Annotated in this window: 20 protein-coding genes and 2 pseudogenes; 7 read left to right on the forward strand and 15 right to left on the reverse strand. The window is 34.4% G+C overall.

Annotation, left to right across the window (positions count from 1 at the left end; all coding sequences use genetic code 11):
• Positions 1-52: 52 nt before the first annotated feature.
• From F0362_RS15320 to F0362_RS15340, 6 genes and pseudogenes are all read right to left on the reverse strand, one after another.
• Positions 53-2,440 carry an immune inhibitor A domain-containing protein gene (locus tag F0362_RS15320; RefSeq protein WP_000728984.1) on the reverse strand — a complete coding sequence of 796 codons (2,388 nt, stop codon included), beginning with the start codon at positions 2,438-2,440 and terminating at the stop codon, positions 53-55.
• A gap of 341 nt (positions 2,441-2,781) precedes the next feature.
• A complete protein-coding gene (gene ppsA, locus F0362_RS15325; protein WP_000094173.1) occupies positions 2,782-5,385 on the reverse strand; it encodes a phosphoenolpyruvate synthase in 2,604 nt (867 codons plus the stop codon).
• A 432-nt stretch (positions 5,386-5,817) separates the two neighbouring features.
• Positions 5,818-6,267 (reverse strand): LPXTG cell wall anchor domain-containing protein, encoded by a 450-nt coding sequence (locus F0362_RS31435; RefSeq protein WP_367396590.1) that lies wholly within the window; start codon positions 6,265-6,267, stop codon positions 5,818-5,820.
• A pseudogene (locus F0362_RS15330) lies at positions 6,262-7,971 on the reverse strand (leucine-rich repeat domain-containing protein); the annotation flags it as partial. The pseudogene F0362_RS15330 and the gene F0362_RS31435, both read right to left, overlap by 6 nt.
• Positions 7,972-8,133: 162 nt before the next feature.
• The gene (locus tag F0362_RS15335; protein WP_000786246.1) at positions 8,134-8,475 is read right to left on the reverse strand and encodes a YolD-like family protein; all 342 of its coding nucleotides are present in this window, start codon (positions 8,473-8,475) and stop codon (positions 8,134-8,136) included.
• Positions 8,472-9,737 carry a Y-family DNA polymerase gene (locus F0362_RS15340; protein WP_000272634.1) on the reverse strand — a complete coding sequence of 422 codons (1,266 nt, stop codon included), beginning with the start codon at positions 9,735-9,737 and terminating at the stop codon, positions 8,472-8,474. Before F0362_RS15340 ends, F0362_RS15335 begins: the two co-directional genes overlap by 4 nt.
• A gap of 712 nt (positions 9,738-10,449) precedes the next feature.
• Here F0362_RS15340 and F0362_RS15345 point away from each other — a divergent pair.
• Complete coding sequence (locus F0362_RS15345; RefSeq protein WP_001178952.1) at positions 10,450-10,869, forward strand: DUF1259 domain-containing protein; 420 nt, start codon at positions 10,450-10,452, stop codon at positions 10,867-10,869.
• A gap of 205 nt (positions 10,870-11,074) precedes the next feature.
• Here F0362_RS15345 and F0362_RS15350 read toward each other — a convergent pair whose 3' ends face one another.
• From F0362_RS15350 to F0362_RS15365, 3 genes are all read right to left on the reverse strand, one after another.
• On the reverse strand, positions 11,075-11,302 hold the full coding sequence (locus F0362_RS15350) for a M15 family metallopeptidase (protein ID WP_002039015.1): 228 nt from the start codon (positions 11,300-11,302) through the stop codon (positions 11,075-11,077).
• A gap of 223 nt (positions 11,303-11,525) precedes the next feature.
• Positions 11,526-13,115, reverse strand: a complete 1,590-nt coding sequence (locus F0362_RS15355) for a bifunctional metallophosphatase/5'-nucleotidase (RefSeq protein WP_000913767.1) — start codon at positions 13,113-13,115, stop codon at positions 11,526-11,528.
• A 588-nt stretch (positions 13,116-13,703) separates the two neighbouring features.
• Positions 13,704-14,540, reverse strand: a complete 837-nt coding sequence (locus F0362_RS15365; protein ID WP_001074316.1) for an alpha/beta fold hydrolase — start codon at positions 14,538-14,540, stop codon at positions 13,704-13,706.
• 500 nt (positions 14,541-15,040) lie between these two features.
• Between F0362_RS15365 and ycaC the strand changes: the two genes are divergently transcribed.
• From ycaC to F0362_RS15385, 4 genes are all read left to right on the forward strand, one after another.
• Positions 15,041-15,685 (forward strand): isochorismate family cysteine hydrolase YcaC, encoded by a 645-nt coding sequence (gene ycaC / locus F0362_RS15370; RefSeq protein WP_098146815.1) that lies wholly within the window; start codon positions 15,041-15,043, stop codon positions 15,683-15,685.
• Between the two features lie 179 nt (positions 15,686-15,864).
• Positions 15,865-16,509 carry a hydrolase gene (locus F0362_RS15375; protein ID WP_000067162.1) on the forward strand — a complete coding sequence of 215 codons (645 nt, stop codon included), beginning with the start codon at positions 15,865-15,867 and terminating at the stop codon, positions 16,507-16,509.
• Entirely contained in the window at positions 16,506-17,099 is a 594-nt protein-coding gene (locus tag F0362_RS15380) for an antibiotic biosynthesis monooxygenase (RefSeq protein ID WP_000806845.1), read from the forward strand. The genes F0362_RS15375 and F0362_RS15380 overlap by 4 nt, the downstream gene beginning before the upstream one ends.
• Before the next feature lie 13 nt (positions 17,100-17,112).
• The gene (locus tag F0362_RS15385) at positions 17,113-18,948 is read left to right on the forward strand and encodes an amidohydrolase (protein WP_142346327.1); all 1,836 of its coding nucleotides are present in this window, start codon (positions 17,113-17,115) and stop codon (positions 18,946-18,948) included.
• 296 nt (positions 18,949-19,244) lie between these two features.
• Here the strand turns inward: F0362_RS15385 and F0362_RS15390 are convergent, their stop codons facing one another.
• From F0362_RS15390 to F0362_RS15415, 6 genes and pseudogenes are all read right to left on the reverse strand, one after another.
• Positions 19,245-20,123, reverse strand: a complete 879-nt coding sequence (locus F0362_RS15390; protein ID WP_000423209.1) for a LysR family transcriptional regulator — start codon at positions 20,121-20,123, stop codon at positions 19,245-19,247.
• Between the two features lie 218 nt (positions 20,124-20,341).
• Positions 20,342-20,818: pseudogene (locus F0362_RS30965) on the reverse strand (MarR family winged helix-turn-helix transcriptional regulator).
• Positions 20,819-21,246: 428 nt separating this feature from the next.
• Positions 21,247-22,197, reverse strand: a complete 951-nt coding sequence (locus tag F0362_RS15400) for a magnesium transporter CorA family protein (protein WP_000388991.1) — start codon at positions 22,195-22,197, stop codon at positions 21,247-21,249.
• Positions 22,198-22,502: 305 nt separating this feature from the next.
• The gene (locus tag F0362_RS15405) at positions 22,503-23,528 is read right to left on the reverse strand and encodes a ParM/StbA family protein (protein ID WP_001257274.1); all 1,026 of its coding nucleotides are present in this window, start codon (positions 23,526-23,528) and stop codon (positions 22,503-22,505) included.
• A 35-nt stretch (positions 23,529-23,563) separates the two neighbouring features.
• Positions 23,564-23,965 carry a hypothetical protein gene (locus F0362_RS15410; RefSeq protein WP_000683231.1) on the reverse strand — a complete coding sequence of 134 codons (402 nt, stop codon included), beginning with the start codon at positions 23,963-23,965 and terminating at the stop codon, positions 23,564-23,566.
• Between the two features lie 85 nt (positions 23,966-24,050).
• Complete coding sequence (locus F0362_RS15415; protein ID WP_000549418.1) at positions 24,051-24,437, reverse strand: YflT domain-containing protein; 387 nt, start codon at positions 24,435-24,437, stop codon at positions 24,051-24,053.
• Between the two features lie 118 nt (positions 24,438-24,555).
• On the opposite strand from F0362_RS15415, the gene F0362_RS30970 reads away from it, so the two are divergent.
• Positions 24,556-24,711, forward strand: coding sequence for a hypothetical protein (locus F0362_RS30970; protein ID WP_002093610.1), 156 nt, complete (start codon positions 24,556-24,558; stop codon positions 24,709-24,711).
• Between the two features lie 212 nt (positions 24,712-24,923).
• Positions 24,924-25,289, forward strand: a complete 366-nt coding sequence (locus F0362_RS15425; RefSeq protein WP_000714079.1) for a YxeA family protein — start codon at positions 24,924-24,926, stop codon at positions 25,287-25,289.

Raw genomic sequence — 25,289 nt, forward strand, 5'->3', positions numbered from 1 at the left:
TTTCTATGAAAAAAGCTGTTGAAAGGAATCCCCTTCAACAGCTTCTCCATTATTAACGATATAAACGAACTGCACCTGCAGAATTATCATCTGCTTGTCCAACTACTTCAAATTTCAATCCAAACTTCGGTAATTTACGTCCTGCATCTGGGATTAAATCATTTATATACAATTTAGAATCATCAAACTTCGTTACACCTGGTAATCCTTTGTAATCATATGTTCCGCGTGTTGGAGATACAACTTTCCATGCTGGCGTCTGGTTAAAGGAGAATGCAGCATCTGCGATTTGGTATCGTGTACTACCTTGAACAGTTGGTTTGCCGTTTAGCGTTCCAACAATTGCCTCTGGGTGAGAGTCAACAACCCCTAAGAAACCTTCGCCTGGATGAATACCAACCCAATTATCTGTAAAGCTAGAGTCTGCATACCATACAACAAGACCTGTATTATACGGTACACCGCTGCTATATTTTAATGCTTGGTCAGCACCAGCGTAGTTTCTCCACTCTAAATAGTAGTTATGTTTCTTCTTATCAAAACCGTTTGCTACAACGAAACCATTTAATTTTAATTTCGATTCGCCTTCTGCATCATCAGAGAAGACAACATTTCCATCTACAGTTAATGTAGCGTTATCAAAAGTAAAACCGTTCGGTGCTAAGCCACCATCTGTAATGTATTCAAATACTAGTTTTACTTTTTGACCTTTAAATTTGCTTAAGTCATATGACTTATCTACCCATTTACCATCCGTTGTATCTAGACCATTTTTCACATTCTTTTCGCCAATTCGATCGACTAACGTTTTCTTATTATCCTCTGTCACTGCATATACTTCAAGGAAGTCATAATCTGTTTCAATTTCATACAATGACTTGTAATCAAACTTCGCCAGTGTTGCATTTGTTAAATCAAACACTGGTGTTTCTAATGTTGTATGAAGATTATCGCCTTTTGTACTATAGTAATATTTCTTACCGAATGCAGGCTGAATACCTTTCACTTCTTTATCTGGTAAGTTAACGCGAATTAGACCAGGACGAGCTGATTTCGTTACACTTTGGTCTAAGTACGTTGCAAAACCGATACCACGATTTAATTTATCATAGTCTACCTCTACAATATTTGCCCAGTTTCCACCCATGTTCTTTTGAAAGAACTCTTTGTTTTGCGGAGAGAAACTTGGTGGCGTTGTACCTGCAATTTTACCAGCCCAGCTGCCGCCACTCATAACAGACCAAGAGTTAATTGGCTCCCCTGCTCCTGAATACTTCGTATCATACTCATCCGGAAGGCCTAAATCATGACCAAATTCATGTGCGAATACACCAACTGCTCCGTCTTCTGGCTCAATTGTGTAATCGTACGCTGCCATTTTACCGCCCCAGTTATCAACTTTTGCTTTTGTTCCTTCAATTGGATATGGTGTTCCAAGGTGCCAACGATGCGACCAAATTGCATCATCACCTAGTCTACCACCGCCTCCATCTTGCCCAACTCCAGCGTGAATGACCATTAAGTGATCAATCAGACCATCTGGTTCATTTTTATTGCCATCACCATTATTGTCATATTGATCGTATTCGTCAAATTCAGATAAATCAATACCACTTTCTACAGCCGCATTTAATGCTTCTTTTACAAAATCACGAGGTCCTTTTGGTCCTTTATTATCATGGCCGCCATCTCCTGCATCTGCGCCATAATCTGCCGCATTACCAGGAACTGTCAACCACTTTGTTACTGTGCCATCTACTGTATAACTACCACCAGATTGCTCTTCATAATATTGTTTAAATGTTGGTACTTTTGAACCATCAAAGAGTGTAAATGGCTCATTACCAAATAACATTTTTTGATAATGTTCTGGATTAAAATCATTTGAATACATATAACCTGGTACTTGATCAATATTGTTATGCTTAAAGTCAGCAAACTCCACCAACAATACAAGCACTTTATCTTTACGGACATCACCATTATATTGTTTTTGCTTTGCTGAAGTAGTTGGTACTTTGCCGTTTAATCCCCCTTTAACCGGCTCTTGTCCAACTACCGGGCCACTAGCAGGTTGATCAGCTTTTTCTTTCGCATCTGCTTTTGCATCTTTCACTTTTTTCAAAAAGTCAAACGCTTCTCTCGAGACACTATCCCCTGTTGCTGGTTCTTTCCCAGCATTTTCGCCTTTTTTCTTCTCTACGTATTTTTCAACAGCTTTTAATGTGTCTTCTTTCGACGCAGAATTATTAATTACACCGCGTTTCTTGAGCGCATCTGCTAGACGGTCCTCTTGAATTAAATTTTCATCAATCGGACTTAAAGATCCTACATTAGACGGCGTTGCCGCATAAACAGATTGACTACCTACCCCAAATGTGCAACTAAGCACTGCTGCCGCCGCAAGCGTAGACAGCACTTTAAAAGGCTTTTTCTTCATCCCTATTCCTCCCCAATATTAAATACGTTATAACGCTTATATAATAATGAAAATTCAGATAATTTACAATATGTTGTCTGAATTTGTAATATTTTTGAAAATATTCTTTGTTTTAGATTGATGTACATTCTAATTCATCAATCTTCATGGTTGCTTCTTGCATGTGAATGAGTATCGTAGCATGTATGTCTCCTTCTACGACAGGGGCATTCAAAGAAATCCAATTCATATGCTCATTTTTATTTTAATTTTCAGTTTCAGATGGGTGATAGCAGCAAGCTTACAATCATAAAAAGATCGTCCGCTATATTTAGTGGACGATCTTTTTATTTAAAATATAACTACACTATCTCAATATATCCTTCTGTTCCATGTACCCGAATTCGTTGCCCGTCTTTTATTCGTTTCGTAGCATTCTCTACCCCGACGACTGCTGGTAATCCATATTCACGCGCAATCACTGCCCCGTGTGTCATGAGTCCGCCAACTTCCGTAACTAACCCTTTTATAGACACAAACAATGGCGTCCAGCCAGGATCAGTAAATGCCGTAACTAATATATCTCCATCTTCTAAACTTGCATCTTCCATGTTTAAAATAACACGAGCTCTCCCTTCTACCACTCCAGAAGAAACAGGCAAACCTACTATTGCTTCGGTAGGGAGATTTTCTCGTTTATATTTACCTATAATAATTTCACCATCAGAAGTAATAACACGCGGAGGTGTTAGTTTTTCATATAATTTGTACTCATTTTTTCGTTTATGAATAACTTTGTAATCTAGTTTATTCGTGCGGACGACTTCGTGAAGTTCTTCAAAAGTAAGATAGTATATATCTTCTATTTCAGTAATAACGTTATTTCGCACGAGTTGCTCGGCTTCTTTTAGTAATGCCTGCTTATATATGAAATAGCGATTAATCATTCCGTATTTTGGGTATTCACGATAGCCAGCGAAATTCCGAATTATACTGATCATTCGCTTCGTCTCTTCTACTTTTTGTTTGCCATCTGCTAAATACTGCAATTTGTCTAATAACTCTTCTTCTCTTTTTAAAGCCTCCTGCAGCCCTTCTTCAAACTTCCGCTTACTAGCACCAGCTTCAAAATCTCTTATATTATTTAAAATCATCGGGATAATTGTAGTTGGTTTTTCACTCCAGCGCGTTTTCGTAATATCGATTTCGCCGCTGCATCTCATTCCGTATTTATTTAGAAACGCCTCGATTGCATCTCGAACTTTTTCCCCGTCTTTAAACTGAACTAGTTCATCTAAAAAGCTGTCATCTTCTATATGCTGTAAATACGCAATGACTTCTGGATACGGACGAATCACATCTGCGACATCCAATAATGCTAAACCCATTTCTGAAGTAATATTATTTTGTACAGATTGAGAAAGTGTGTCTGCTGCATTTTTTTCTCCTAGCCATTGCTCCATCTTTTCATTGATCCATGATAAAGCATTCATACCTGCCATAATGACAGCCATACTTTGCGGGTGAAATAATATTTTCTTTAATTGCTGAATATCTTCTAAAATAAAATCAAGTACATCTGATCCTGATTTCGTTTGAATACTTTGTTTTAACTCTTCTATCGATGCTTGACTGTTCTTGATTAAATCCGTAACGATTGCTGGGTCGTTTTCGATTTGTGGTTGCGAGCTTGCAGGTGGCATACTTTTTCCAAGACTTTTTTCTTCTTCATCCGGTAACAATTTAATAAAATTATCTCGCTCTATTACAGTCATTAATGCATCTTTAATAAGCGGCTCTGATTCTCCTATTGTATTTAATAAAAATTCTCTACTAGCAGGTGAGGCCAATCTTTGTGCAACATCAACAAACAGCCTTCCCCCAGCTTGAAACCTCGGTCCAAAGGATGTTAACTGGAATAAAGACATTCCTAATGGCTTCAAAGGATCCGTCATCATTTGCTGGTGACCGACCGATACATACACATGATTTTCCTGATCATTCGCTTCTGGAATTGGATACAAAGTCGTTATCGGCCTACTTTGAACAATATAAAATGTATCATCAACTAAACACCATTCAATATCTTGCGGACAACCAAAATAAGCTTCAATCTGTCTTCCGATGCGTGCTAATTGTAAAATTTGTTGTTCAATAAGTGTTTGAACTTTTTGCTGATTAGGAGCAATTTTCTTTGTCTCTGTTCCGCCTTCTTTTCGTCCATAGATGGCTAATTTTTTCGTTGCGATGACCTTTTCGACGATTTCGTCTTCTTTTACCTTATAATTATCGGCAGAAACCAATCCAGATACTAGCGCCTCGCCAAGTCCAAAGCTGGCATCGATTGATAACACCTTCCTATTAGAAGTAATCGGATCCGCAGTAAATAAAATCCCTGAAGCCACAGGGAAAACCATTTTTTGAACGACAACACCTATAGAAACTTGATTATGATCAAAGCCGTTTTGCATTCGGTATATAACCGCTCGATCTGTAAATAAAGAAGCCCAACACTTTCTTACATGCTGCAAAACCGCTTCTTTTCCGATGATATTTAAATACGTATCTTGCTGACCAGCAAACGAGGCATACGGTAAATCTTCAGCAGTAGCACTAGAACGCACTGCATATGCATGTTCATTTCCAAAACGCGAGAGATAATGAGCTACTGATTCCACTACATCAACTGGAATTTCCACTGCCATAATGGCTTCTCTAATTTTCTTACTAATTTCACTAATTTGATCTCGGTCCTCAATTTTTAGTATGGCTAGTTGATTCAACAAAGTATGAAACACTTCAATTTGTTCAATGGCTTTTTCATACCCTACTGTTGTAACACAAAATCCTTCTGGCACTTGTATACCTTGAATGTTTGATAACTCCCCTAAATTCAATCCTTTTCCACCAACGAGAAAAAGCTGCGTTTTTTCTATTTCCTGAAAATCGAGAACGAAAGAACTCATTTAACATCTCTCCTTACTAGTCATGTGTTCTTGATTTTAGCAGTAGTAAATAAGAATAAACAGTCTATTTCGAACGTTAATTACATGATATAATTAAGTTAGGAAGAGATATAGAAAATAAAAATGGATTCACCTAAGCTGACTTACTATTATTTATTTAAGAAGCTTCTTATTAAAATATAAAGTTACTAAAAGAAAAAAGACAATCCAGACAGATTGATAATGTAAAAATATCTATTGAAATAAAAATAAGAACAGCCTTCTTCGTTGAATGGCTGTTCTTATTTTTGTTACCATTATTAAAAATTCAGGATAGCACATCTAATTTTGCTCAAAGAAAGAATCCTATATTTAGGATAATCCCTTCAAATAACTGTATCGCACAGATTACTTCGATTTTTCAATTCATTAGTTAGCAAAAAGGTTTTTATTTTAGTTAACTCTCTTTAACCTTCTATATAAATAAGCTCCTATCAACATTAATCCCCCACCAAAAACGGATAACCAATTCGTATCATGTCCTGTAGCAGGTAATATCTGTTCCTTCTTAACAATTTGTTTATTCAATGCGTTATTTTTAGTAATTTGCGAATTCACTCGATCTATTCCTTCACCTTTTGGATCTGTCACTTCACTTTTTGGTTTTGTCACTTCTCCTTTTGGTTCTGTCACTTCACTTTTTGGTTCTGTCACTTCTCCTTTTGGTTCTGTCACTTCTCCTTTTGGTTCTGTCACTTCTCCTTTTGGTTCTGTTACTTCTCCTTTTGGATCTGTTACTTCTCCTTTTGGATCTGTTACTTCTCCTTTTGGATCTGTTACTTCTCCTTTTGGATCTGTTCCTTCACCTTTTGGATCTGTTACTTCTCCCGATACTTTATCCACAACATTTTGTATTACTGTACCAGTGTAAAAGATGCCTGTATCAGCAAATGGATCTTTTACTCCAAACTCATATACTTTCTCACCTAACGTATTCCATGTAATTACACCATTATTGTAAGTGCCGCCATCACTTTTTAAACGGATTTTTGTAGAGATTTCACCGTCTTTTTCATAAATAGGTACTTTCACTTCTTTATGTACTTCTACGTCCTCTAAAAAGACTTTTTGATTTTGAATATTAATGTATGCTTGCTTACTTAATTCGATAACAGGTCTAACGTCACGAATTTCATTCGCTACAAGGCTTAAAAACGTTAGTTTTTTCAACTGACTAATTGGTGATAAATCAGAAATATAATTTGCCTCTAAATCAAGTTTTTGCAAGTTTACTAAATTTGATAATGGAGTAATATCCTTTAACTCATTATTAGGTACATCTAATACTTTAAGATGAGTCATTTTAGTAAGTGGTGTCACGTCTTCAATTTGATTTTTCCCAATCCATAATTCATCTAATTGATTCAATTGGTCAATGCCCGATACATCTTTAACCTTATTACGCGTTAATACTAAATCTTTTAAAGGTAATGCATATAACGGTGTAATATCTTCAACTTGATTACCCGCTAAAGTTAAGTATGTTACATTTTTTAACGAGCTTAATGGAGCAACGTTCGTAATTTTATTATTTGCTAAATTCAAGTAATCTAATTGTCCCATTTTTGCTAATGCTGTTACATCTTCAATTTGATTGCCTGCTACATATAAACTTTTCACATTCTTCATTTCAGTTAGTGGTGCAACGTTCGTAATTTTATTATTGCTTAAATCAAGAGATTCTAAATTATCCATTTTAATAAGCGGTGTTACATCTACAATTTCATTACCGCGCAAAGCTAAATGGTTCAATTGTTTTAAGTTCGCAAAGAACGACGGATCTGTTATCTTTGCATTAGCAACTGTTAAAGACTTTAAATTAGGCATATATTTCAATCCACTATAGTCGAGGATCTCATTCGTATTTAAAAATAAGTTTTTTACTTGTAATAACTCTTCTTTCGTAATTGGTGTATTTAAATCTTTTCTATTAAATACTTTTTTATTAACAAGTTCCCTTAATTTTTTGTCCGTTATCATATTTTGACTATCAATTTGATGATCCGTTTCCTTATCACCTGCATTAGAATTATCATCTGGTTTCTCAGTTTCTTTGTTATTTGCTGTCGGATCTGAAATTTCAAATTGAACTTGATATTTATGATCATATCCAATAGCAGGAATGCGAATATGCATTTGCATATTATATCTCTTCGAAAATTCTCCTATTTCAAACTGAACTACTTTCGTCCCATTTTTCCTCTTATCTTCTGACAATACTTTCACATCGTGAAATACACCTGGTTGATTTCTATCTTCTATTCTAAGATATTGGAAATAATCGCTATCTTGTACTGTTGCAGTAACAACTTTTTTCCCATTTTCAATCTTAACTTTGGGATCTTTTATGTATTGAGACACCATGGATGGCTCATCTTTTTGATCTTTATATATTTTGATTTCAACATTATATACACGATCTGTTACCATAACTCCTGCTTTATTTTCTGCTATTTTTTCCGCTGCTTGCACTGGGCTAGAATAAACAGCAAAAGGAATAGCTAATGTTGTAGCTACTACTAACGCTCTCATATTATTTTTTTTCAAAGCAATATCTCCCTTTATACAAATAAATTATCTCTCAAATAAATGATAATGATTTTCATTATCATTGTCAATGGGATTTTTTCTTTTTATTTCTTGAAGTCCACACTTTAAACAAACCGTTAGAGTGTTTAAAGTGTGACCCTCCATGCTAAAAAAGCTATTCTATTCCATTTCAATTAAATCACCGAATTTAAAAGTACGTTTATGCCCAAAAGCATCTGTACAAATAATCGTCTCATTTAATGGATTAATATCAACTACTGTTATGTAATTTTTATATAAGTAGCCACCTTTATAATATGTAAGTAAAATCTCTTCCTCACCTAAATAGGAACATAACAACTTATTTTCAAGCACTTCTTTTGCATCCTCTGTTAAGATCGGACGCGTGACTTTCGTTTTCACATGTATCATTTCTTTAATAACTGCGAATTGCTCTGGCATACTAGCGAACGGTTGCCACTTTACCATCCCTCTTCCTTTTGGCATATTAGCATTCTTCACGATTTATGTCCTCCTAATAATGTGTTTCTATATCTTGATGTTGCGACGCTTGTGTAGGAAATCCCACGTAAAATACTGTTCTTACCAAACCGTGTTCGAATTTCATCCATAACTTTCGTTAATCGGATTTCTTTTTCCCTTTGTACAATGTTATCGAAAAGCGAAATTTGCTCTTCACCTTCATTAATAAGGTTTGTTAATGAGACACTTAACGATCTAATCGGTTCTCCTGTATAGCGCTCATATAAAAAATATGTACAAATATTGTAAATATCCATCGTTACATTTGTTGCCCGATTTAACGTATGCGCCTTTTTTATTCCCCCACCGTATTCCTTGCTATACCCAATTGAAAAATGAATTGTTTGTGCATATTTCTCTTCTCTTCTCAACCTATAACAAACTTCTTCTATATGCTCTAATAAAATAACTACGAACTCTCCTATCGAATAATCCCGTAATAATATTTGGCTTTTCGCTATAGATGTTGTCGCTGGAACGTATTTCTCTGCTATTCTGCTAAAATCAATCCCGTTACTATGTAAATGCAATTCTTCCCCTATTACACCGAAAGATTGCTTTAAATATTTCAAAGGATACTGAGCTAATTCTCCAATTGTATGTATACCTTTTCGATTCAATTTCATTTCAGTTTTGTACGATATACCCCAAAATTTACTGATTGGTCTAATACTCCATAACTTCTCGGGTATATCGTCATACGTCCAGTGTGCTATTCCATCTTTACTCTTTTTCGCTTCAATATCCATCGCTACTTTACTCAATAATAAATTAGGCCCTATACCAATCGTACTTTCAATCCGTGTACGTTCATATATTTCTCGCTTGAGCTTTAATGCGAATTCGAGCGGATTACTCGCAAACAAATGAATACTTGCAGTCATATCCATGAAAAACTCATCGATACTATATTGATGAAAATCTTCCGGCGCAACATATTGCAAAGCTAAACTAGTTATGAAAGTTGAACATTTCATATACGTATGCATAATCGGATTTGCAATAATAATATCTGGCCGCTTCGGTATTTCGTACAACCTTGCCATTTTCTTAATCCCTAACGCTTTTAATGGCGGTGTTACTGCTAATACGATTGATCCACTCCGATTTACATCTCCTACGACAGCCAATTTTGTATAACGTGGATCCAGTCCTTTTTTAATACATGACACACTTGCATAGAAGCTACGAAGGTCTACACAAAGAATAATACGATTCGGTAAAAGAGAATAATCATACAAGGTTATCACCCCTAATAAGGAACATTTGTTCTTATTATATACGAACTAATGTTCTTTTAAAAGATATTTCTATGAAAATTTTGGTTAAAATAACCGTAATTTAATAATTTGTTTAAGAAAAACATAAGGAATTCCCTTCTATATTCATAAGAGGTTTTTTCTATACTTAAAAATATAAATAGATACAAGGAGAAACAACTGAATTCTTCTTGTATAAGCAGGGTATTTTAGAACCCATTCTTTTGTATTCAAAAAAGTCTTGTTTTTAAATAGATATGTTCATAGTAGCAATATACTTATATAAGAAAGACTTATTTCGAAAAAAATACTATTTAGCAGTACTTTTTATAGAAAATAAAATATTATTGGTTATTTTCTCACCGTTGTTTTTCTAGTTTTATCATTCAAATTTAGACACATATTTATCTTACCTACATAGACTAAAAGCGTATAATTACATACTTTATAGATTTTTTATAACAATATCTCGAACGGACTATCATGAATCATAAATTTAATAACTCGAATATACTAATCATTTTCGAATAAATTCTAAATATTTAAATAATATAGCGTGCATTTCTTTTAAAATAAACATTGAATAAATTAAAATTACAGCCTGTTTTTTTAATGTTGAAGAAAGATTGTTTATCTGTATTTCATCAATCAAATCTCTAATTACATAATTTTGTACGAGAAAGGGATTGAATTTATGCAAAATTTTAATTTCATTTGTGAACAATTTGCTACAATACTTAAAGGGAAAAGTAAAATAAGTCAAGGTGGTTGTTCGGTGTCTTTTCACCGCGATTTTAGGGTGCTTGTTCAAGGAAAACCGAGTACCTATGTAGTACCCGTCGGAGTAAGTTTTGAATCGTTGGATCAAAATGGTAATGCATTAAATTTAGGCGAAATCGCTATTCTACAAGAAGAGACTCCTGCATTTATGAAATCAATTGTACAACAAGGAATTATTGTAAGTGCTTTACATAATCACTGGCTTTACATGAATCCCTTAATTATGTATATTCATATCCAATCTGTAGAGCCTCCATTACATTTTGCACAAAAGTTAGCCAATTCTTTTTTGTCCTTAAGTAGCTATCCTATCGCTAATAATGAGGGGCAATAATTGGTGTTTAGGATATATTTACACATTACACTTTTCATATGTGCGAACATAATAAACTCATTTCACTTAGTGCTCAAAAGAAAAAACTGCCTATCAAATTTTTAGATAGGCAGTTTTTCAATCTATTAAAATAAAGTACCCTACTATTTTATAAAATACTATTCTCCAAACAAAAAATACAGATTTCCAATTCACTTTAGCCTTCTTATCTCATATATTCCCCTAAAGTTAGTTTTTCCTTGTATATTTTTTCAGCATCATCCCCTACATAGCGAATGTGCCAAGGTTCATACGCATAACCAATTACATTCTCTTTTTCCTTTGGATAGCGAATAATAAATCCTGCACGATGCACATTTTCTTTCAGCCATTTCCCTTCCTTCGTCTTAGCAAATGATAACTCTAGTTCATTATTTATACTTTTAACATCCATCGTTAAGCCTGTTTGATGTTCGCTATGTCCCGTTTTTTCAAAAAAGACTCCCTGTACGTCCAGGATATCAACTTTTGTTTATTTCAATTTTTTTCGGCACTCTGCATCTAGACGGTATACCCATTGGCCACAGTTAGACTATTCAAATCAAAAAAATAGATTACCTGTACACTAAAAAGTATAACGCACAGGTAATCTAGTTGTTTTTGAGATTAATAAAAAACTAATTTATTTTTTGAATTCTTCCATCAATAATAGACTGAATTGGTTCTTTTGATTTTTTTATATAATCTACTAGTGCTTCAAAATCGGTTGGTCCTGTTTCAGCATCTTTACCGTTTTTAAAGGATACAAATCCATCTCCACCTGAAGCTAGAAATGCGTTCGCAACGACGCTGTAAGTTTTAGAAGGAATGATTTCTTCTCCATTTGTTAAGCGAATACTTTTTACTTTTTCTCCATTAGGCTTATTCGCATCCCAAGTGTATTGGATCCCTGAAATTTGAAGCATTCTTGTTATATCTTTTTGCCATTGTTGATTTAAAATATCACGAATGTCTTGACCTGTTAAATTTACTTTTATTAATTGATTTCCGAATGGTTGAATACCATATATCTCTCCCCATGTAATATCACCAGCATCTAAGTCATTACGAATACCACCAGGATTCATAAGTGCAATTTGGGATTGCATTGTTGCACGCTGGGCATCAGCAACCAAATTTCCAAGAGTAGATTCACCAGCCTTATTGAGTTTGCGATCTAGTGGAGCAATAGACTTACCTACAACTTCATTAACAAGAGGTGCGATTTTTGCTTGATATTTCTCCATCTTCTTCTTTATTTTTTTATCAGGCTCCATGCCTTCATGGTAAGTTGTAACAATTTCTGCTTTTTTCTCAACAATATCTTGTGTCTTACGATCAATCTTTACATCAACATCAGCAAAAGCCATACCATAAGAATTTGCTTGTACGACAAGTTTATTATTGACAGTTCCATTTACATAGGTGTGGCTATGCCCACCAAAAATAACATCGACTTCTGGATCAGTCTCATTTGCTAATCGAACGATATCACCATTTGTTACGCCGTTTCCATCTGTTGTACCTCCGTTATGCGCAAGAACAACGATAGATTTAACGCCAAGTTTTTTTAATTGCTTTACGGATTTGTTAATAGCTTCAACTTCATCTGTAATTTCAACATTCTTTAGCATAGTAGGCATAACAAGGTTAGGAACATCCGTTGTTACGACTCCGATAAATCCAACAGGAACTCCTTGCACCTTTTTTATAGTGAATGGTGGTAAAAATAAACGACCAGTGGATTTATTATAAAAATTTGCGGCAACATATGGGAATTTTGCTCCTTTAAAATTGCCTGTTTTCTCATGGTATCCACCATAAATAAGGCGGTTCATTTCCTCAACACCTTCATCAAATTCATGATTTCCTATAGTTCCAACATCGAATTTCAAATCATTTAGAAATTCAATCGTAGGTTCGTCTTGTAATAATGCTGAAACAGGAGTACTTGCTCCAACAACATCGCCAGCATGTACCTTTAATGTATTCGGATTTTGTTTTTCACGATCACGTAAATAAGCCCCTAAGTACTCGATTCCCCCTGCATCTTTATTGTTAATTTTTTTTACAGTGTCTAGTTGCCCATGAAAATCGTTAATACCGAGCATTTGCACATCTATGTAGCGGTTTTGTTCTGTACTTGCTTGGGCTGAAGGCGCAGCAAATACACTAGTAAAAGTAACTGTACTTAATGCTAAAGCAACTGGAATGATTTTTTTCAACATAAAATTTCTCTCCCCTAATTAAAATCTGACATAATACGATGTTATTTTAATATATTAAGAGGATTATTTCTATAAAATTCTACTAATTATAAAAAATAATAAGATTTTATTGTTTTCTGATAAAATACTCCTTCCTCAAAAATGTGAAGGTGTAAAACGACAATTTTAAGTGGGAGATGAATATTTGTAGGCTTAAGCCTACACTTTTTGATTAAGATATAGGGGCCCCCACTCAACTTAAGAGGCTTCACTACCCAAAACAATAAAATGTACGTTTCTTTGTTTTGAGGATTATTCAAAATATTATCTTGATAGTAATATATCAATGCATTTAAGAGACCTAAAAAACTCTAATCAATACATTTTAGCTGTTAAGAAGATTATTCAATTCGAAATTAATGAGTATTTTTCATGCTAACGTCTCAATATCAAAATTTAAAAATAAGTAGAAATTTCGTAATGGATGTTTACAGTGGTGCACTACTCCCGCATTTAAAAAGATGCTCCTGGATTTATCCAAGAGCATCTTTTATAAAACTTTATTTTAACTTGTTTATAATTTATCAATTAACAATTATATAGTTGTAATCAGTCCTTTAAAAATGATAGGAGTGCTTCATTAAATTCTTTGGCATGCGTTGCATTTAGCCCATGTGGACCACCCTTTATTAACGTTACTTTAGAATTAGGAATTGCTTCGTGTGTTAATTTCCCACTATATTCAAATGGTACAGTTGCATCTGAATCACCATGAATAATAAGGGTAGGTATATTAACCTTAGCTAAATCGCCTCTGAAGTCTGTTTTGCTGAAAGCAGCGATACAATCTAGTGTTCCTTTAGGCGATGCACCCGCAGCGATATCCCTATTGTAAATTCGAAATGGTTCACTAACTAAGTCAGTTCGATCTCCAGCAGCAAAAAATCCTTTCGTAAACTCATCAAGGAATGCTAGGCGATCACTTTTTACTCCATTTTCAAAACTTTGAATTGCTACATCATCTAATACACCCTCAGGATGGTCTGCTGACTTGTAAAGGAATGGTGGTACAGCTCCTGCAAATACAGCCTTCTCTACTCTATTAGTTCCATATTTCCCAATATACCGGGCTACCTCGCCTCCACCCATAGAAAAACCAACAAGTGTGACATTTTGAAGCTCTAACTGTTCTAATAGTTGATGTAAATCAGAAGTAAAGGTATCATATTCATACCCTTCCCACGGCTGAGATGATTTTCCAAAACCCCGACGATCATATGTTATAACTCTGTATCCAGCCTCAACAAGAGCGGGAACTTGGTATTCCCAAGATCGACCGCTTAACGGCCAACCATGAATTAGTACAACTGGTTTTCCTGTGCCATGATCCTCATAATATATCTCAATTGGTGCTTGATTTTCGGTTCCTACAGTAATTTTCGCCATTCTTCTACCTCCAAAAATATTCTAATATATATCCTTTTCTTCAATAATCCGGATGAATCTCATAGCCTATTTATGCATGTTTATGTTGTGAACTCTACTGTTCCGATGAATTCATTTTCTGTTTATGGACAATTCCCCATCTCCTACCTTTTTCATCACGAAGTATTTGCTGAAAATTCCTCCTATTCAATTCTAATAACAAAAATAGGTGACTATCAATATCGTTCTATCTATAGAATGTATAGGTAAAATCAATCTATTTTATAGTGAAAACAACTATAGTTACGACCTATACGAATTATAGATAATTTAGAATTGATCAACGAATCAGTTTTCAAATACTATAAATTTGTATAGCACTTCATGTTCTGTGAATGCTGCTATAACTAATATTATTGGTCAGCTTAGTTATAAACGAATCGTAACAAACGAAGAAACTTATGATAGTATTCGACTATTTAACTTTTCTTCGATTACTTAATTTTTAGGAGGAATACATAATGACTGATCTCTATTCTCGTATTAACAAAGATGATGCTGTCTTGCTTTTAGTAGATCATCAAACTGGTCTTATGTCCGGACTAGTACGTGACTATGGTGTTGATGAATTTAAGAACAATGTTTTAGCTCTTGCTCATACTGCTAAGTTTTTTGATTTACCGGTTATTTTAACAACAAGCTTTGAAAACGGACCTAACGGACCTTTAATGCAAGAATTGGTTGATCTCTTTCCTCACGCACAAAAAATAGCTCGCCCTGGACAAATTAACGCATGGGATAATGATGATTTTGTAAAAGCAATCGAAGAAACTGGAAAGAAGCAACTTATCATCGCGGGCGTAGTTACGGACGTTTGTGTTACTTTCCCAGCACTTTCCGCTATAAAAGCTGGATATGAAGTATTTGCTGTTACTGATGCTTCGGGAACTTTCAGTAAACAAGTTGCAGATGCTGCAAATACTCGCATGGCACATAGTGGCGTACAACTTATGAACTGGTTTAGCGTAGCTTGCGAATTACAACGCGATTGGCGCAACGATGTCGAAGGTTTTGGCAATTTGCTTGCTAGTAATCTTCCAGGCTATCAAAATATAATTGGAAGCTATATGGGCGCGCAGCGAGATCTTAGTAAACAAAATGCATAAATGTATTTCAAAGAAATGACTTTAAATCACTTTCAAAAAAATGGATAGTATACATTTAGTGCTGATTAAATCAGCACTCTCTTTTAAATTAAAAGGTATAGCAATTTTTTTTTTACGATTACAGTTTTAATTGTTGAAAATATATTATTTTCAACAATTAAAAAAAGGAGCGTTTTATTATGAGTAATTTAGAATTGTTAAATCCAGAGAACAGTGCCTTAATTTTAATTGATTTTCAGCCTCAAATGACTTTTGGAGTTGCAAGTATTGATAGACAAACATTGATTAATAACGTTATGTTACTTGCTAAATCAGCAAAAACTTTTAACGTACCTACTATTCTTACTACAGTTGAGACACGTAGCTTTTCTGGTTATTTTTGGCCACAAATTCTTGACATATTCCCAAACCATGAAATTATAGAACGCAGTTCAATGAACTCTTGGGAAGATCCAAAATTTGTTGAAGCAGTTAAAGCAACAGGTAGAAAGAAATTAATATTTGCAGCACTTTGGACTGAAGTTTGCCTTGCATTCCCTGTGCTTGAAGCAATTAAAGCTGGCTATGAGGTGTATGCAGTTGATGATGCTTCAGGTGGTACTAGTTTGACAGCACATAACGCTGCTATGCGTCGTGTAGAACAAGCTGGTGCAATTCCAGTGACAGCAATTCAAGTTTTACTTGAATACCAACGCGACTGGGCACACAAAGATACTTATGATGCTGTAATGGAGATTGTAAAGGAACACACTGGTGCTTATGGTCAAGGTGTAGAATACGCATATACTATGGTGCATGGTGCGCTTCCAAGCAGGAAAATATGAAACAAGAAGGAGTAGCTGTCGAAGAGACTTATACAGGGAACGCGATGGATGCTGCCGATCCAGTAACAACGATTGTTACATGGGAAATTCAACAGGGTAAAGAAAAACAGTTTGAAACATGGAGACATGAAATCGAAGCTGCCGCTACTAAATTTCCAGGGCATTTAGGTGTAAATCTAATAGTCCCAAATAACGAATTCAGAGAGTATACTGTTATTTTTCGCTTTGATACGTATGAGCATCTACGTGCTTGGCAAGAATCAGATGTTCGCCGAGATTTGTTAAAAACGGCAGAACAATTTCAAGTTACTAATCCAAGTTATAAAACTGAAAGCAGTTTGGCTTATTGGTTTGTTACTCCGAAAACGCCAGTCCCACCGCAAAAATGGAAAATGTCTATCGTTACCCTTCTGGGTGTATGGCCTCTTAGCATGTTAGTTCCTAAATTGATAGGACCTATCATAAAACATATGAACCCTATTATGTCCGCTTTTTTTGTTTCTGTATGTATAGTGTCCTTGCTATCATGGGTAGTTATGCCGATTTTCGGTAAATTATTTCATCCATGGTTACAAAATAATAGGAAGTAGACGAGGTGTGAATATGAATTTACCGGATATGATCTTATATAACGGAAAAATTACTACCCTTGATCCCTCTCAACCTAAGGTATCTGCTATCGCCATAACTGATGGTTTAATAACTGCAATAGGTGGAGATGAGCTTCTTGATAGCGCCACAGAAAAAACAAAAAAAATAGACCTTAAAAGAAAAAGAGCTATTCCAGGTCTGAATGACTCTCATATACACGTTATTCGTGGCGGTCTTCATTATAATATGGAATTACGATGGGAAGGTGTGCCTTCAATTGCCATTGCTCTCGAAATGCTCAAAGAACAGGCAAGGCGTACACCTGCTCCTCAGTGGGTAAGAGTAGTTGGAGGTTGGTCTGAATTTCAATTTAAAGAGAGACGGATGCCAACTTTGGAAGAGATTAATGCTGTTTCTGAAGACACACCTGTCTTTGTGCTACATCTTTACAATAGAGCACTTGTAAATCGTGCAGGGCTGCGTGCACTGGGATACACAAAAGATACCCCAGACCCTCCAGGTTGTTTAATTGAACGGGATAAACGAGGTAATCCAACGGGCCTTTTAATTGCAAATCCTAACGCTTCTATTCTTTATTCAAGTTTGGGTAAAGCTCCAATACTTAATTTTGACGACCAGATTAATTCAACTCGCCATTTTATGCGCGAATTAAATAGATTAGGTATTACAAGTGCCATTGACGCAGGTGGTGGTTTCCAAAATTATCCTGATGACTACAAAGTTGTTGAACATTTAGCCGAGAAGGAACAATTAACTTTGCGTATTGCTTATAATCTATTTACACAAAATCCAAATCATGAATATGAAGACTTTGCTTCATGGACAAAAATTGTTTCTCCAGGTCAAGGAAATGATAAGTATAAAATGAATGGTGCCGGAGAAATGTTAGTATTCTCGGCAGCCGATTTTGAAAAATTTCAAATGCCACAGCCCGAACTAGCTACGATGATGGAAGCTGACTTAAAGAAAGTAATTTCTCTATTGGTAGAAAACCGTTGGCCATTCCGTTTACATGCAACTTATGACGAGTCAATCACACGATTCTTAAATGTATTTGAGGAAGTCAACAAAGAAATTCCTTTTAATGGTCTACGATGGTGGTTTGACCATGCAGAAACAATCTCAGATCGTAGTATGGAACGTGTTAAGGCTTTAAATGGCGGTATTGCTATCCAAGACCGCATGGCTTTTCAAGGTGAATACTTTGTTGATTTATACGGAAAGGAAGCTGCAAAGCGTACTCCTCCGATTTATCGTATGTTAGACCTAGGTATACCTGTTGGCGCAGGTAGTGATGCAACTAGGGTTTCCAGCTATAACCCTTGGGTCGCTCTTTACTGGATGGTTGCCGGAAAAACCATTGGTGGTCTTTCGATATACGACGAAAAAAATAAACTTGATAGAAAAGTAGCCCTGGAATTATATTCAAAAGGAAGTGCGTGGTTCTCTGGTGATGAAGGTAAAAAGGGAATCCTTGCAGTAGGTCAATTTGCTGATATTGCTGTATTGTCTGCTGACTACTTTACTGTGCCAGAAGAAGAAATCAAGAACCTTGAATCATTACTCACTATTATGGGTGGGCAGGTTGTTTATGGAAATGATGAATTTAAAAGGCTATCACCTGAATTGCCGCCAGCATCACCTAATTGGTCACCGACGGGAGTTTATGGTTATGGTGGTGCTAACCTAGCCCACACTCTACTTTCTCACGATGCCCATGATCACAAGTTACATAGTTGCAGTAACCCTCTCCATCAACACACTCATACCATAATAGGAAAAGATGGAACTAAATGGGGTATTGGTTGTACTTGCTTTGCTTTCTAAGTCAAAACCACCGGTATAATGCCCGGTGGTTTTCTTTATGCAATAAGAATATGTAAAAAGAAATAGCAGTATATCCCTAATGGAATCTATTACTATGCGATAAGACCGAAGAGTTAATTGATTAACTTGACTTGTTTTTAACAGCCTTCTCCCCTTAAGTAAAATTCCATGGTATTCCCTTTTGAAGCGACTACACCACACATATAAATCTACTTGCCCTTTAACTGTAATTTAGGTCTTATCCTAAGAATTATGTATCATTTTTAATTCCCACACTATAATCATTATTATTTCTATTATACTAATACTTTTTTAGGTTCATTTAACTTCTGCATAAAGATACGTGCTGCAAAACTTAAAAATTTATCATCAAAGTGAATAAGATTAATATCTTGACTTGGTGTTGGTTCAATAATACGAACTATGCTCAAAGTATCATTATTAACGAAGTTAACCAGTGAAAGAGGTATTATGGCAACCCCATGTCCATTGTATACAAGACTCAATAGAGAAATAGAAGATTTTGTTTCTATATTTGCTTCAGATAAAGATAACCCTAAACTCTCACAATATATTTTAATAGATTCACGACAACTACATGAAACCATTATTCTACTCAGTCCTACTAATTCTCGAAAAGAAACAAATGATGTTTCATTCAAAGGATGATTTTTTGGAATGGCAAGGACAAGCTCTTCGCTATACAAAAGGGTGCTTGTTAATGTGTCTGGAATTTGAGCACTACGCGTGATGCCTATATCAATATTTTTATCAACGATTTGATTTACAGCAACTTCAGATTCTATAATTTTTACTACGATGTTGGGATAATGTTGTTGAAACTTCATAATATAAGGTGTTAAATAGGTGAGATCCTCTAATAAACCTCCTATAGTAATTACACCTCTTTGTACACCCTTTAATTCAAAAATTTCATTATAAACGTCATCAAATTGTTGCATGATAAATTTTCCTTTATCAAATAGCAGCTTACCCGCTTCTGTCATTTTGATACCTCTTCCAACTCGATGAAACAAAGGTGTATCAAGTTCACCTTCTAACACACGGATTTGTTGACTTAAAGTCGGCTGTGAAATACCTAGAACTTCCGCAGCTTTAGTAAAACTATTATTATTACAAACTTGAATAAAATACTCTAAATGACGTAATTCCATTCTTGATACCCACTCTCCGCTTTATGAAAGATTTATAATGAAAAGGACGATATGTATACGTTAATATAACAACTTTATTCCATACTGTACTGATTGAAATAATATGATTTATTCATTTTGTATTATAATACATTTACTACCACTTATTAATTTTTCCTCCTATTTATTTAATTTATATGTAATTAGGATATTACTAAACAGAAATAGCCTCTACAAACTTACAATTTCTGTGCGTAATATCCTAACTTTTTCAACCGTTTCATTATCATTTTTTTCTCAATATAGTCCAAACTACCAAATATTTGCCGAATCCCCTCTTTATGCTGAGGAAAAATAGTATCCATCAATCCAATACCTTCTGAAGTAATTGATGCATACGTGACACGGCGGTCTTTAGGACATAGTTTTCATCTCTTCTTTTCCCACCTATCCACTACATACGTGATACTACTACTTGCAAGTAATATTTTGTCTCCAATTTTTTGTATAGGCTGATCGCCTTTACTGTATAGTAGCTTAAGCACTGCAAATTCAGTTGGATTAAGTCCATAACTTTTTATATCCTCTTCAATACGCTTAGTGATTGACTGTAAATCCCTTGATAATATAACAAATAGCTTTAAAGATAAGCTCTCATCGTTAATCACGCTTGTAATTACCAATCCTTTACAACTTATCTTGAATTCGAGATTCATTATATTATCGTCAAAATATTATGTCAATAATTCATTTTAGCTATATCAAGCCACTTATAATTTATTTCTCAACATAAGACATATGGAATTTGAAGAAAACAATTGTTACTATATAAGTATCTCAATTACGTTATTTCTTTTAAAGAGAGCTTGTTTTCTAACGCAAGTTCTCTTTTGTTATATTCTAAATTGAATCCGGACAAATTTCAGATAATGATTCTGCCCATGTGTATGATATAGTTTTTAAACAAAGATTAGAGCCCTCCTACAAGAAGAAGAGCTCTAATCTTTCATATAAATATTCACCATTTTTATCATTGCGTGAACATCAAAACTTTAACTTGATGGGGATATGATACTACCTCAATTAATAAATATTACTAAACATATATCTAGGTTAATATCTATCATATTTTTTATAAAAAGGATTAATTGGATTTAAAAAAAGATTTCTTTTTCTTTACTCGTAATAAATCACCTGTCCATCCCTTCACTCGCATATACAAATACATACCTCCTGTTGTGAAAATAATAAATAAGAGAGCGATTAAATAGCTATATTTCCATTCTAGTTCAGGCATGTATTTAAAATTCATCCCCCACAATGCTCCTAAGGCTGTCAAAGGCGTACTCACAGCAGTTAATACAGTAAGAGCTTTCATAATTTCATTCCCACGATGAGAAGAAACAACTTCTTGTAAATGAATCATCGTGTCTAATTCTTCTTGGTACTCTTTAACAAGTTGTAATCCACGCTCTAATTTTACGTGTGTTTGTTTATAACAAAGGGTGTTTGTTAGGTTTTCTAACCAAGCTTCTTTCAGGCCTTGTAACACTTCTTGTATTAAGCGGAACACGTGTGTGTTCATAAATAATTCATGACGAATATGATAAATTTTTTCTAAAACTGCTATGTTATTATAATGATAAAAATCCCATAATACATTTCTGAAATTGTTTTCGAAATAGTCAACCTTTCGTAAGTAGTGAGATATAAACATTGATAAGATAGCACATAATCCTTCAGCGGAACTATTACAATTTTTTACACTAAAAGAGGAATTATGTATTAATTTTTGAAAATCCTCTTCCTCTTTTTCTTGGACCGTTATCAGTATTCCATGAGCTACGAAATAATGAAGAAAGTTTTGAATTTTGGCGTCCTTTTTATCTTGATCATATAAAAATGAACCATATACACAAGTTTGACTTGGTGATAACGTATAAACATATAATCCATTTTCACAGGGAGAACTTATTTTCTTTACAAATTGAGAGAAATGAGATGTTACATCACGAGGGATTATAGAAGAAAGATTTTCAAGCTCACTAGTTTTCACATGATACCAACTCCATTTCGGCATTTTTAGGCATTCCATATTATTCTTCCTTTCTAAATAGTTTTATGTTTGATCGAATCATATCCGTAATATGAAATTTGTATGTAGGTATTCATGTCTTGGAGGAAAAGTTTTTTGATCAACTAAATTACAAAATAAATGGCATAGGAGGTCTTATTCTGTTAAAAGGAAGACCCCCTATATATTAGCTATTTTTATTCTCAATTTTAAACATTTCCTCTATACAAGCACTTTTTATCTTTTCTTATAAAGAATTTATTATATGTGGAAAAGAAGCAACATAATTTGGCACGTCCATTCAACGAACTCCATTTCGGTCGTTATTATAATTTAGATTCATATGCAGATTGATTGGTGATGTCCTCAAATACTTGACTTCCAATAATATAGTATCCATGAAGTGCAGCCTCTTTCGAAGCGTCTACCATACGGAAAGAAGAAATTTCACCTTGCATTTTTTCAATTCGTTTTTTGTGGAGATCTACTATTCCTCCTGTCCAAATAATAGTATCGTACTGTTCTAACTTAAATTGTTCTTGTAATACACGCATGACGTCTTGGAAGTGTGCATCCAACTCTTTTTGAATCAAAGTATGAACCTGTTTTGTCTGAGGATTTTCTTCTCGACATTCATATCTTTTTTCTAATATTTTTGGCATGTCGTTAATATGCAAGTGATTACTTTCACCCCCATGATTCTGCATGATATTCTTAATGTTTTTCAAAGGCTTGCTACATCCTAGTTCTGTCTCATAATGATTTAAAATGACATTCTGTTTCATATCTGTCATTTCTAATGTACGAAATCCACCATCAATAATTAAGATACGATCTCGTTCCTGAATGATTCCCTCTTTTAAGAAATAGGCATGTAAAGCGACTGGTTGCTGAAGAATCAAAGCATTTTCCACCGTAATATTAATAAATTTCCCATCAATTTGCACGGAAGTTTCTTTTTTTAGTGCACGTTGTAATTGCTCATGCTGACTACCAAAACAAGTAACGGGAAGCCCAGTAACAACTAAAGGTAACACGACATTTTCTTTATAATCCTTTGCAATGCAACCAAATATTTGTTGTTTAAACCGTTCGCTTTCATAATAATTTTCTATTTCTTCGTCAAATGGAGGAAGAAATGATGCGTCAGATTGATGTGCTTCATTTCCCATGTAGTATGCAAAGTCTAAGTCTATAAAACTTACCTTTGTTAAATCTTCACTTTCAGCATGATTAGGTACAGGGGCTAGTGTGGAAGCTTCACTCTTAATCGTCACCTCAGAATCTACATCCTGTCGATATGCCCGCTTGGTAAAACCAATTCCTACATCAATCGCATACAGAGATCTCATACTTTTTTCCTCACTTTCTCTTTTTAGAATTAAATCTAAGCACTCTCTTCTTTCCCTTCTTTCATATATTTCTTTTCATTTTTCGTTTTTTCTCCATCTATGTCCTTACTATTTTCATTTATTTCGTAATCCTTCTCATCTTTTTTCTTTTTGTTATTTTCGTTTTCTGTTAAATCTTTAATGGTAGAAATGACAACCGGTGTGGCTGTAAGCAGTTGTGGTAATGTTTGTTTTGCAACATTAGCTGCAGTTACAGAGAATTTTTTACTTGTCTCAGTTACCTTCTCTAATGTTTCCTTTATGTTTCCTTCTTGTAGTTTGTCTTTTACGCTTTTTCCTGTTGTTTGTATAGCTTTCCGGTTTTCTTTTTTTAATAGGGAGACCATGACTCCGGTCGTAATCCCAATCACAGCATATTTAAATATCGTATGTTTCATTTTCCTCATCCTTCTCTACTTTTATTTTTTTCAATGCTACAACCTAAAATAATTATCTTACCTATTTATCAGATGTTGCAATCTATTAGAGAGAATGATAGTTTTGCGGCTGCCTATCACTCGCCGTTGGTGTTTCAGCTGTTACTAGGAGTAAAATTCTCCCTTGATCTAGTTTTTCTTCATATAAGTTAACTTCCTCCTTCGACAACCCTATTTCCTCCATTTGATTTCGGAGTTCGTCCCCTTTTTGGGAGAAAAAGTTAATAATACTTATGCCCAATCCTTGTTCTTTTACTCCAATCGTATTTGTGTTTGTATCATCCGCAATCTTTTTTGTTAGATGTTTTTCATGTGTTAAGACGTAAATATCATCTTGGCGAATCCCTTGCAATTCTAGCTCTTTTACTTTCATAACTACTTCCTGTTCATTTTCAAATTCATGAACCACCGGTTTTCGTTCATTCTTATGCATGGTATTTTTCCTCCTTTAGATTTTTATTTTTTTATTTAGTTGTTATGTAATATGTAATACACCTATTTTAAAGATGTTAAACCTAAATTTTCGAAAAATTTCATACAATAGGTTATTAATGTTTTTGAATATCAAAGTGATGTCACGAGAACTTTGCTTTGATAAAAGTGTTACAAATAACGATTTATTTGGAAGGCAAGCCCTTTATTTTATAGAAAATTTCTATATAGAAAAAGTTACAAAAGGAGTACAAGATACTTTTTTCGGTAATTAAATCAAAAGAAAAATAAAAAACCAAATAACCTACCATCAAAAAATAAAGAAAACAGGTTATTTGGTTATTCATTCCGTAAGCTTAATGCTCAAGTTAGTCTTTTTTCACACGGTCAAACTTTATTAAGAAAATATTAAGGAATTTCCCTCTATATTCATAAGAATTTTTTCCTATACTTAAAAATAAGTAAATTAACAAAAGGAGAAACAATCATGAAGAAATTTTTACTCTGCATATTAGGAATAGGCCTCCTTATATACTTACTACTGTTCATATTACGCGGGGATGTGGACCGATTTAATCCACTTGCTGAAGAAAAACATGTATATGCCGTTGCGAAAGGGTATGGTGTTCCCGATTATCATACGAACGGTAGAGCTATGTACTCGTTAAAAGGCATTGATGAATCTGGCAATGAAGAAGAGTATACAGTAGGAACGAATACTCCTAATGATTTTATAAGAAAAACTTACTTGAAAATTCATGTGAAAGGTAGGTATGTTTACTCGTACGAGGCTATTTCTGACAAGGATATTCCGGAGAAAATAAGAGGGAAATTGGAGATAGAAGTTAAATAA

Source organism: Bacillus sp. BS98, assembly GCF_008432245.1.
In the GTDB taxonomy this organism is placed as follows: Bacteria; Bacillota; Bacilli; order Bacillales; family Bacillaceae_G; genus Bacillus_A; species Bacillus_A toyonensis.

Excerpts from the sequence above, each read along its gene's own strand:
- F0362_RS15320 (WP_000728984.1), bottom strand. The coding sequence starts at position 2,440 with ATGAAGAAAAAGCCTTTTAAAGTGCTGTCTACGCTTGCGGCGGCAGCA.
- ppsA (WP_000094173.1), bottom strand. The coding sequence starts at position 5,385 with ATGAGTTCTTTCGTTCTCGATTTTCAGGAAATAGAAAAAACGCAGCTT.
- F0362_RS15345 (WP_001178952.1), top strand. The coding sequence starts at position 10,450 with ATGCAAAATTTTAATTTCATTTGTGAACAATTTGCTACAATACTTAAA.
- F0362_RS15350 (WP_002039015.1), bottom strand. The coding sequence starts at position 11,302 with ATGGATGTTAAAAGTATAAATAATGAACTAGAGTTATCATTTGCTAAG.
- F0362_RS15355 (WP_000913767.1), bottom strand. The coding sequence starts at position 13,115 with ATGTTGAAAAAAATCATTCCAGTTGCTTTAGCATTAAGTACAGTTACT.
- F0362_RS15365 (WP_001074316.1), bottom strand. The coding sequence starts at position 14,540 with ATGGCGAAAATTACTGTAGGAACCGAAAATCAAGCACCAATTGAGATA.
- ycaC (WP_098146815.1), top strand. The coding sequence starts at position 15,041 with ATGACTGATCTCTATTCTCGTATTAACAAAGATGATGCTGTCTTGCTT.
- F0362_RS15375 (WP_000067162.1), top strand. The coding sequence starts at position 15,865 with ATGAGTAATTTAGAATTGTTAAATCCAGAGAACAGTGCCTTAATTTTA.
- F0362_RS15380 (WP_000806845.1), top strand. The coding sequence starts at position 16,506 with ATGAAACAAGAAGGAGTAGCTGTCGAAGAGACTTATACAGGGAACGCG.
- F0362_RS15385 (WP_142346327.1), top strand. The coding sequence starts at position 17,113 with ATGAATTTACCGGATATGATCTTATATAACGGAAAAATTACTACCCTT.
- F0362_RS15390 (WP_000423209.1), bottom strand. The coding sequence starts at position 20,123 with ATGGAATTACGTCATTTAGAGTATTTTATTCAAGTTTGTAATAATAAT.
- F0362_RS15400 (WP_000388991.1), bottom strand. The coding sequence starts at position 22,197 with ATGGAATGCCTAAAAATGCCGAAATGGAGTTGGTATCATGTGAAAACT.
- F0362_RS15405 (WP_001257274.1), bottom strand. The coding sequence starts at position 23,528 with ATGAGATCTCTGTATGCGATTGATGTAGGAATTGGTTTTACCAAGCGG.
- F0362_RS15410 (WP_000683231.1), bottom strand. The coding sequence starts at position 23,965 with ATGAAACATACGATATTTAAATATGCTGTGATTGGGATTACGACCGGA.
- F0362_RS15415 (WP_000549418.1), bottom strand. The coding sequence starts at position 24,437 with ATGCATAAGAATGAACGAAAACCGGTGGTTCATGAATTTGAAAATGAA.
- F0362_RS30970 (WP_002093610.1), top strand. The coding sequence starts at position 24,556 with ATGTTTTTGAATATCAAAGTGATGTCACGAGAACTTTGCTTTGATAAA.
- F0362_RS15425 (WP_000714079.1), top strand. The coding sequence starts at position 24,924 with ATGAAGAAATTTTTACTCTGCATATTAGGAATAGGCCTCCTTATATAC.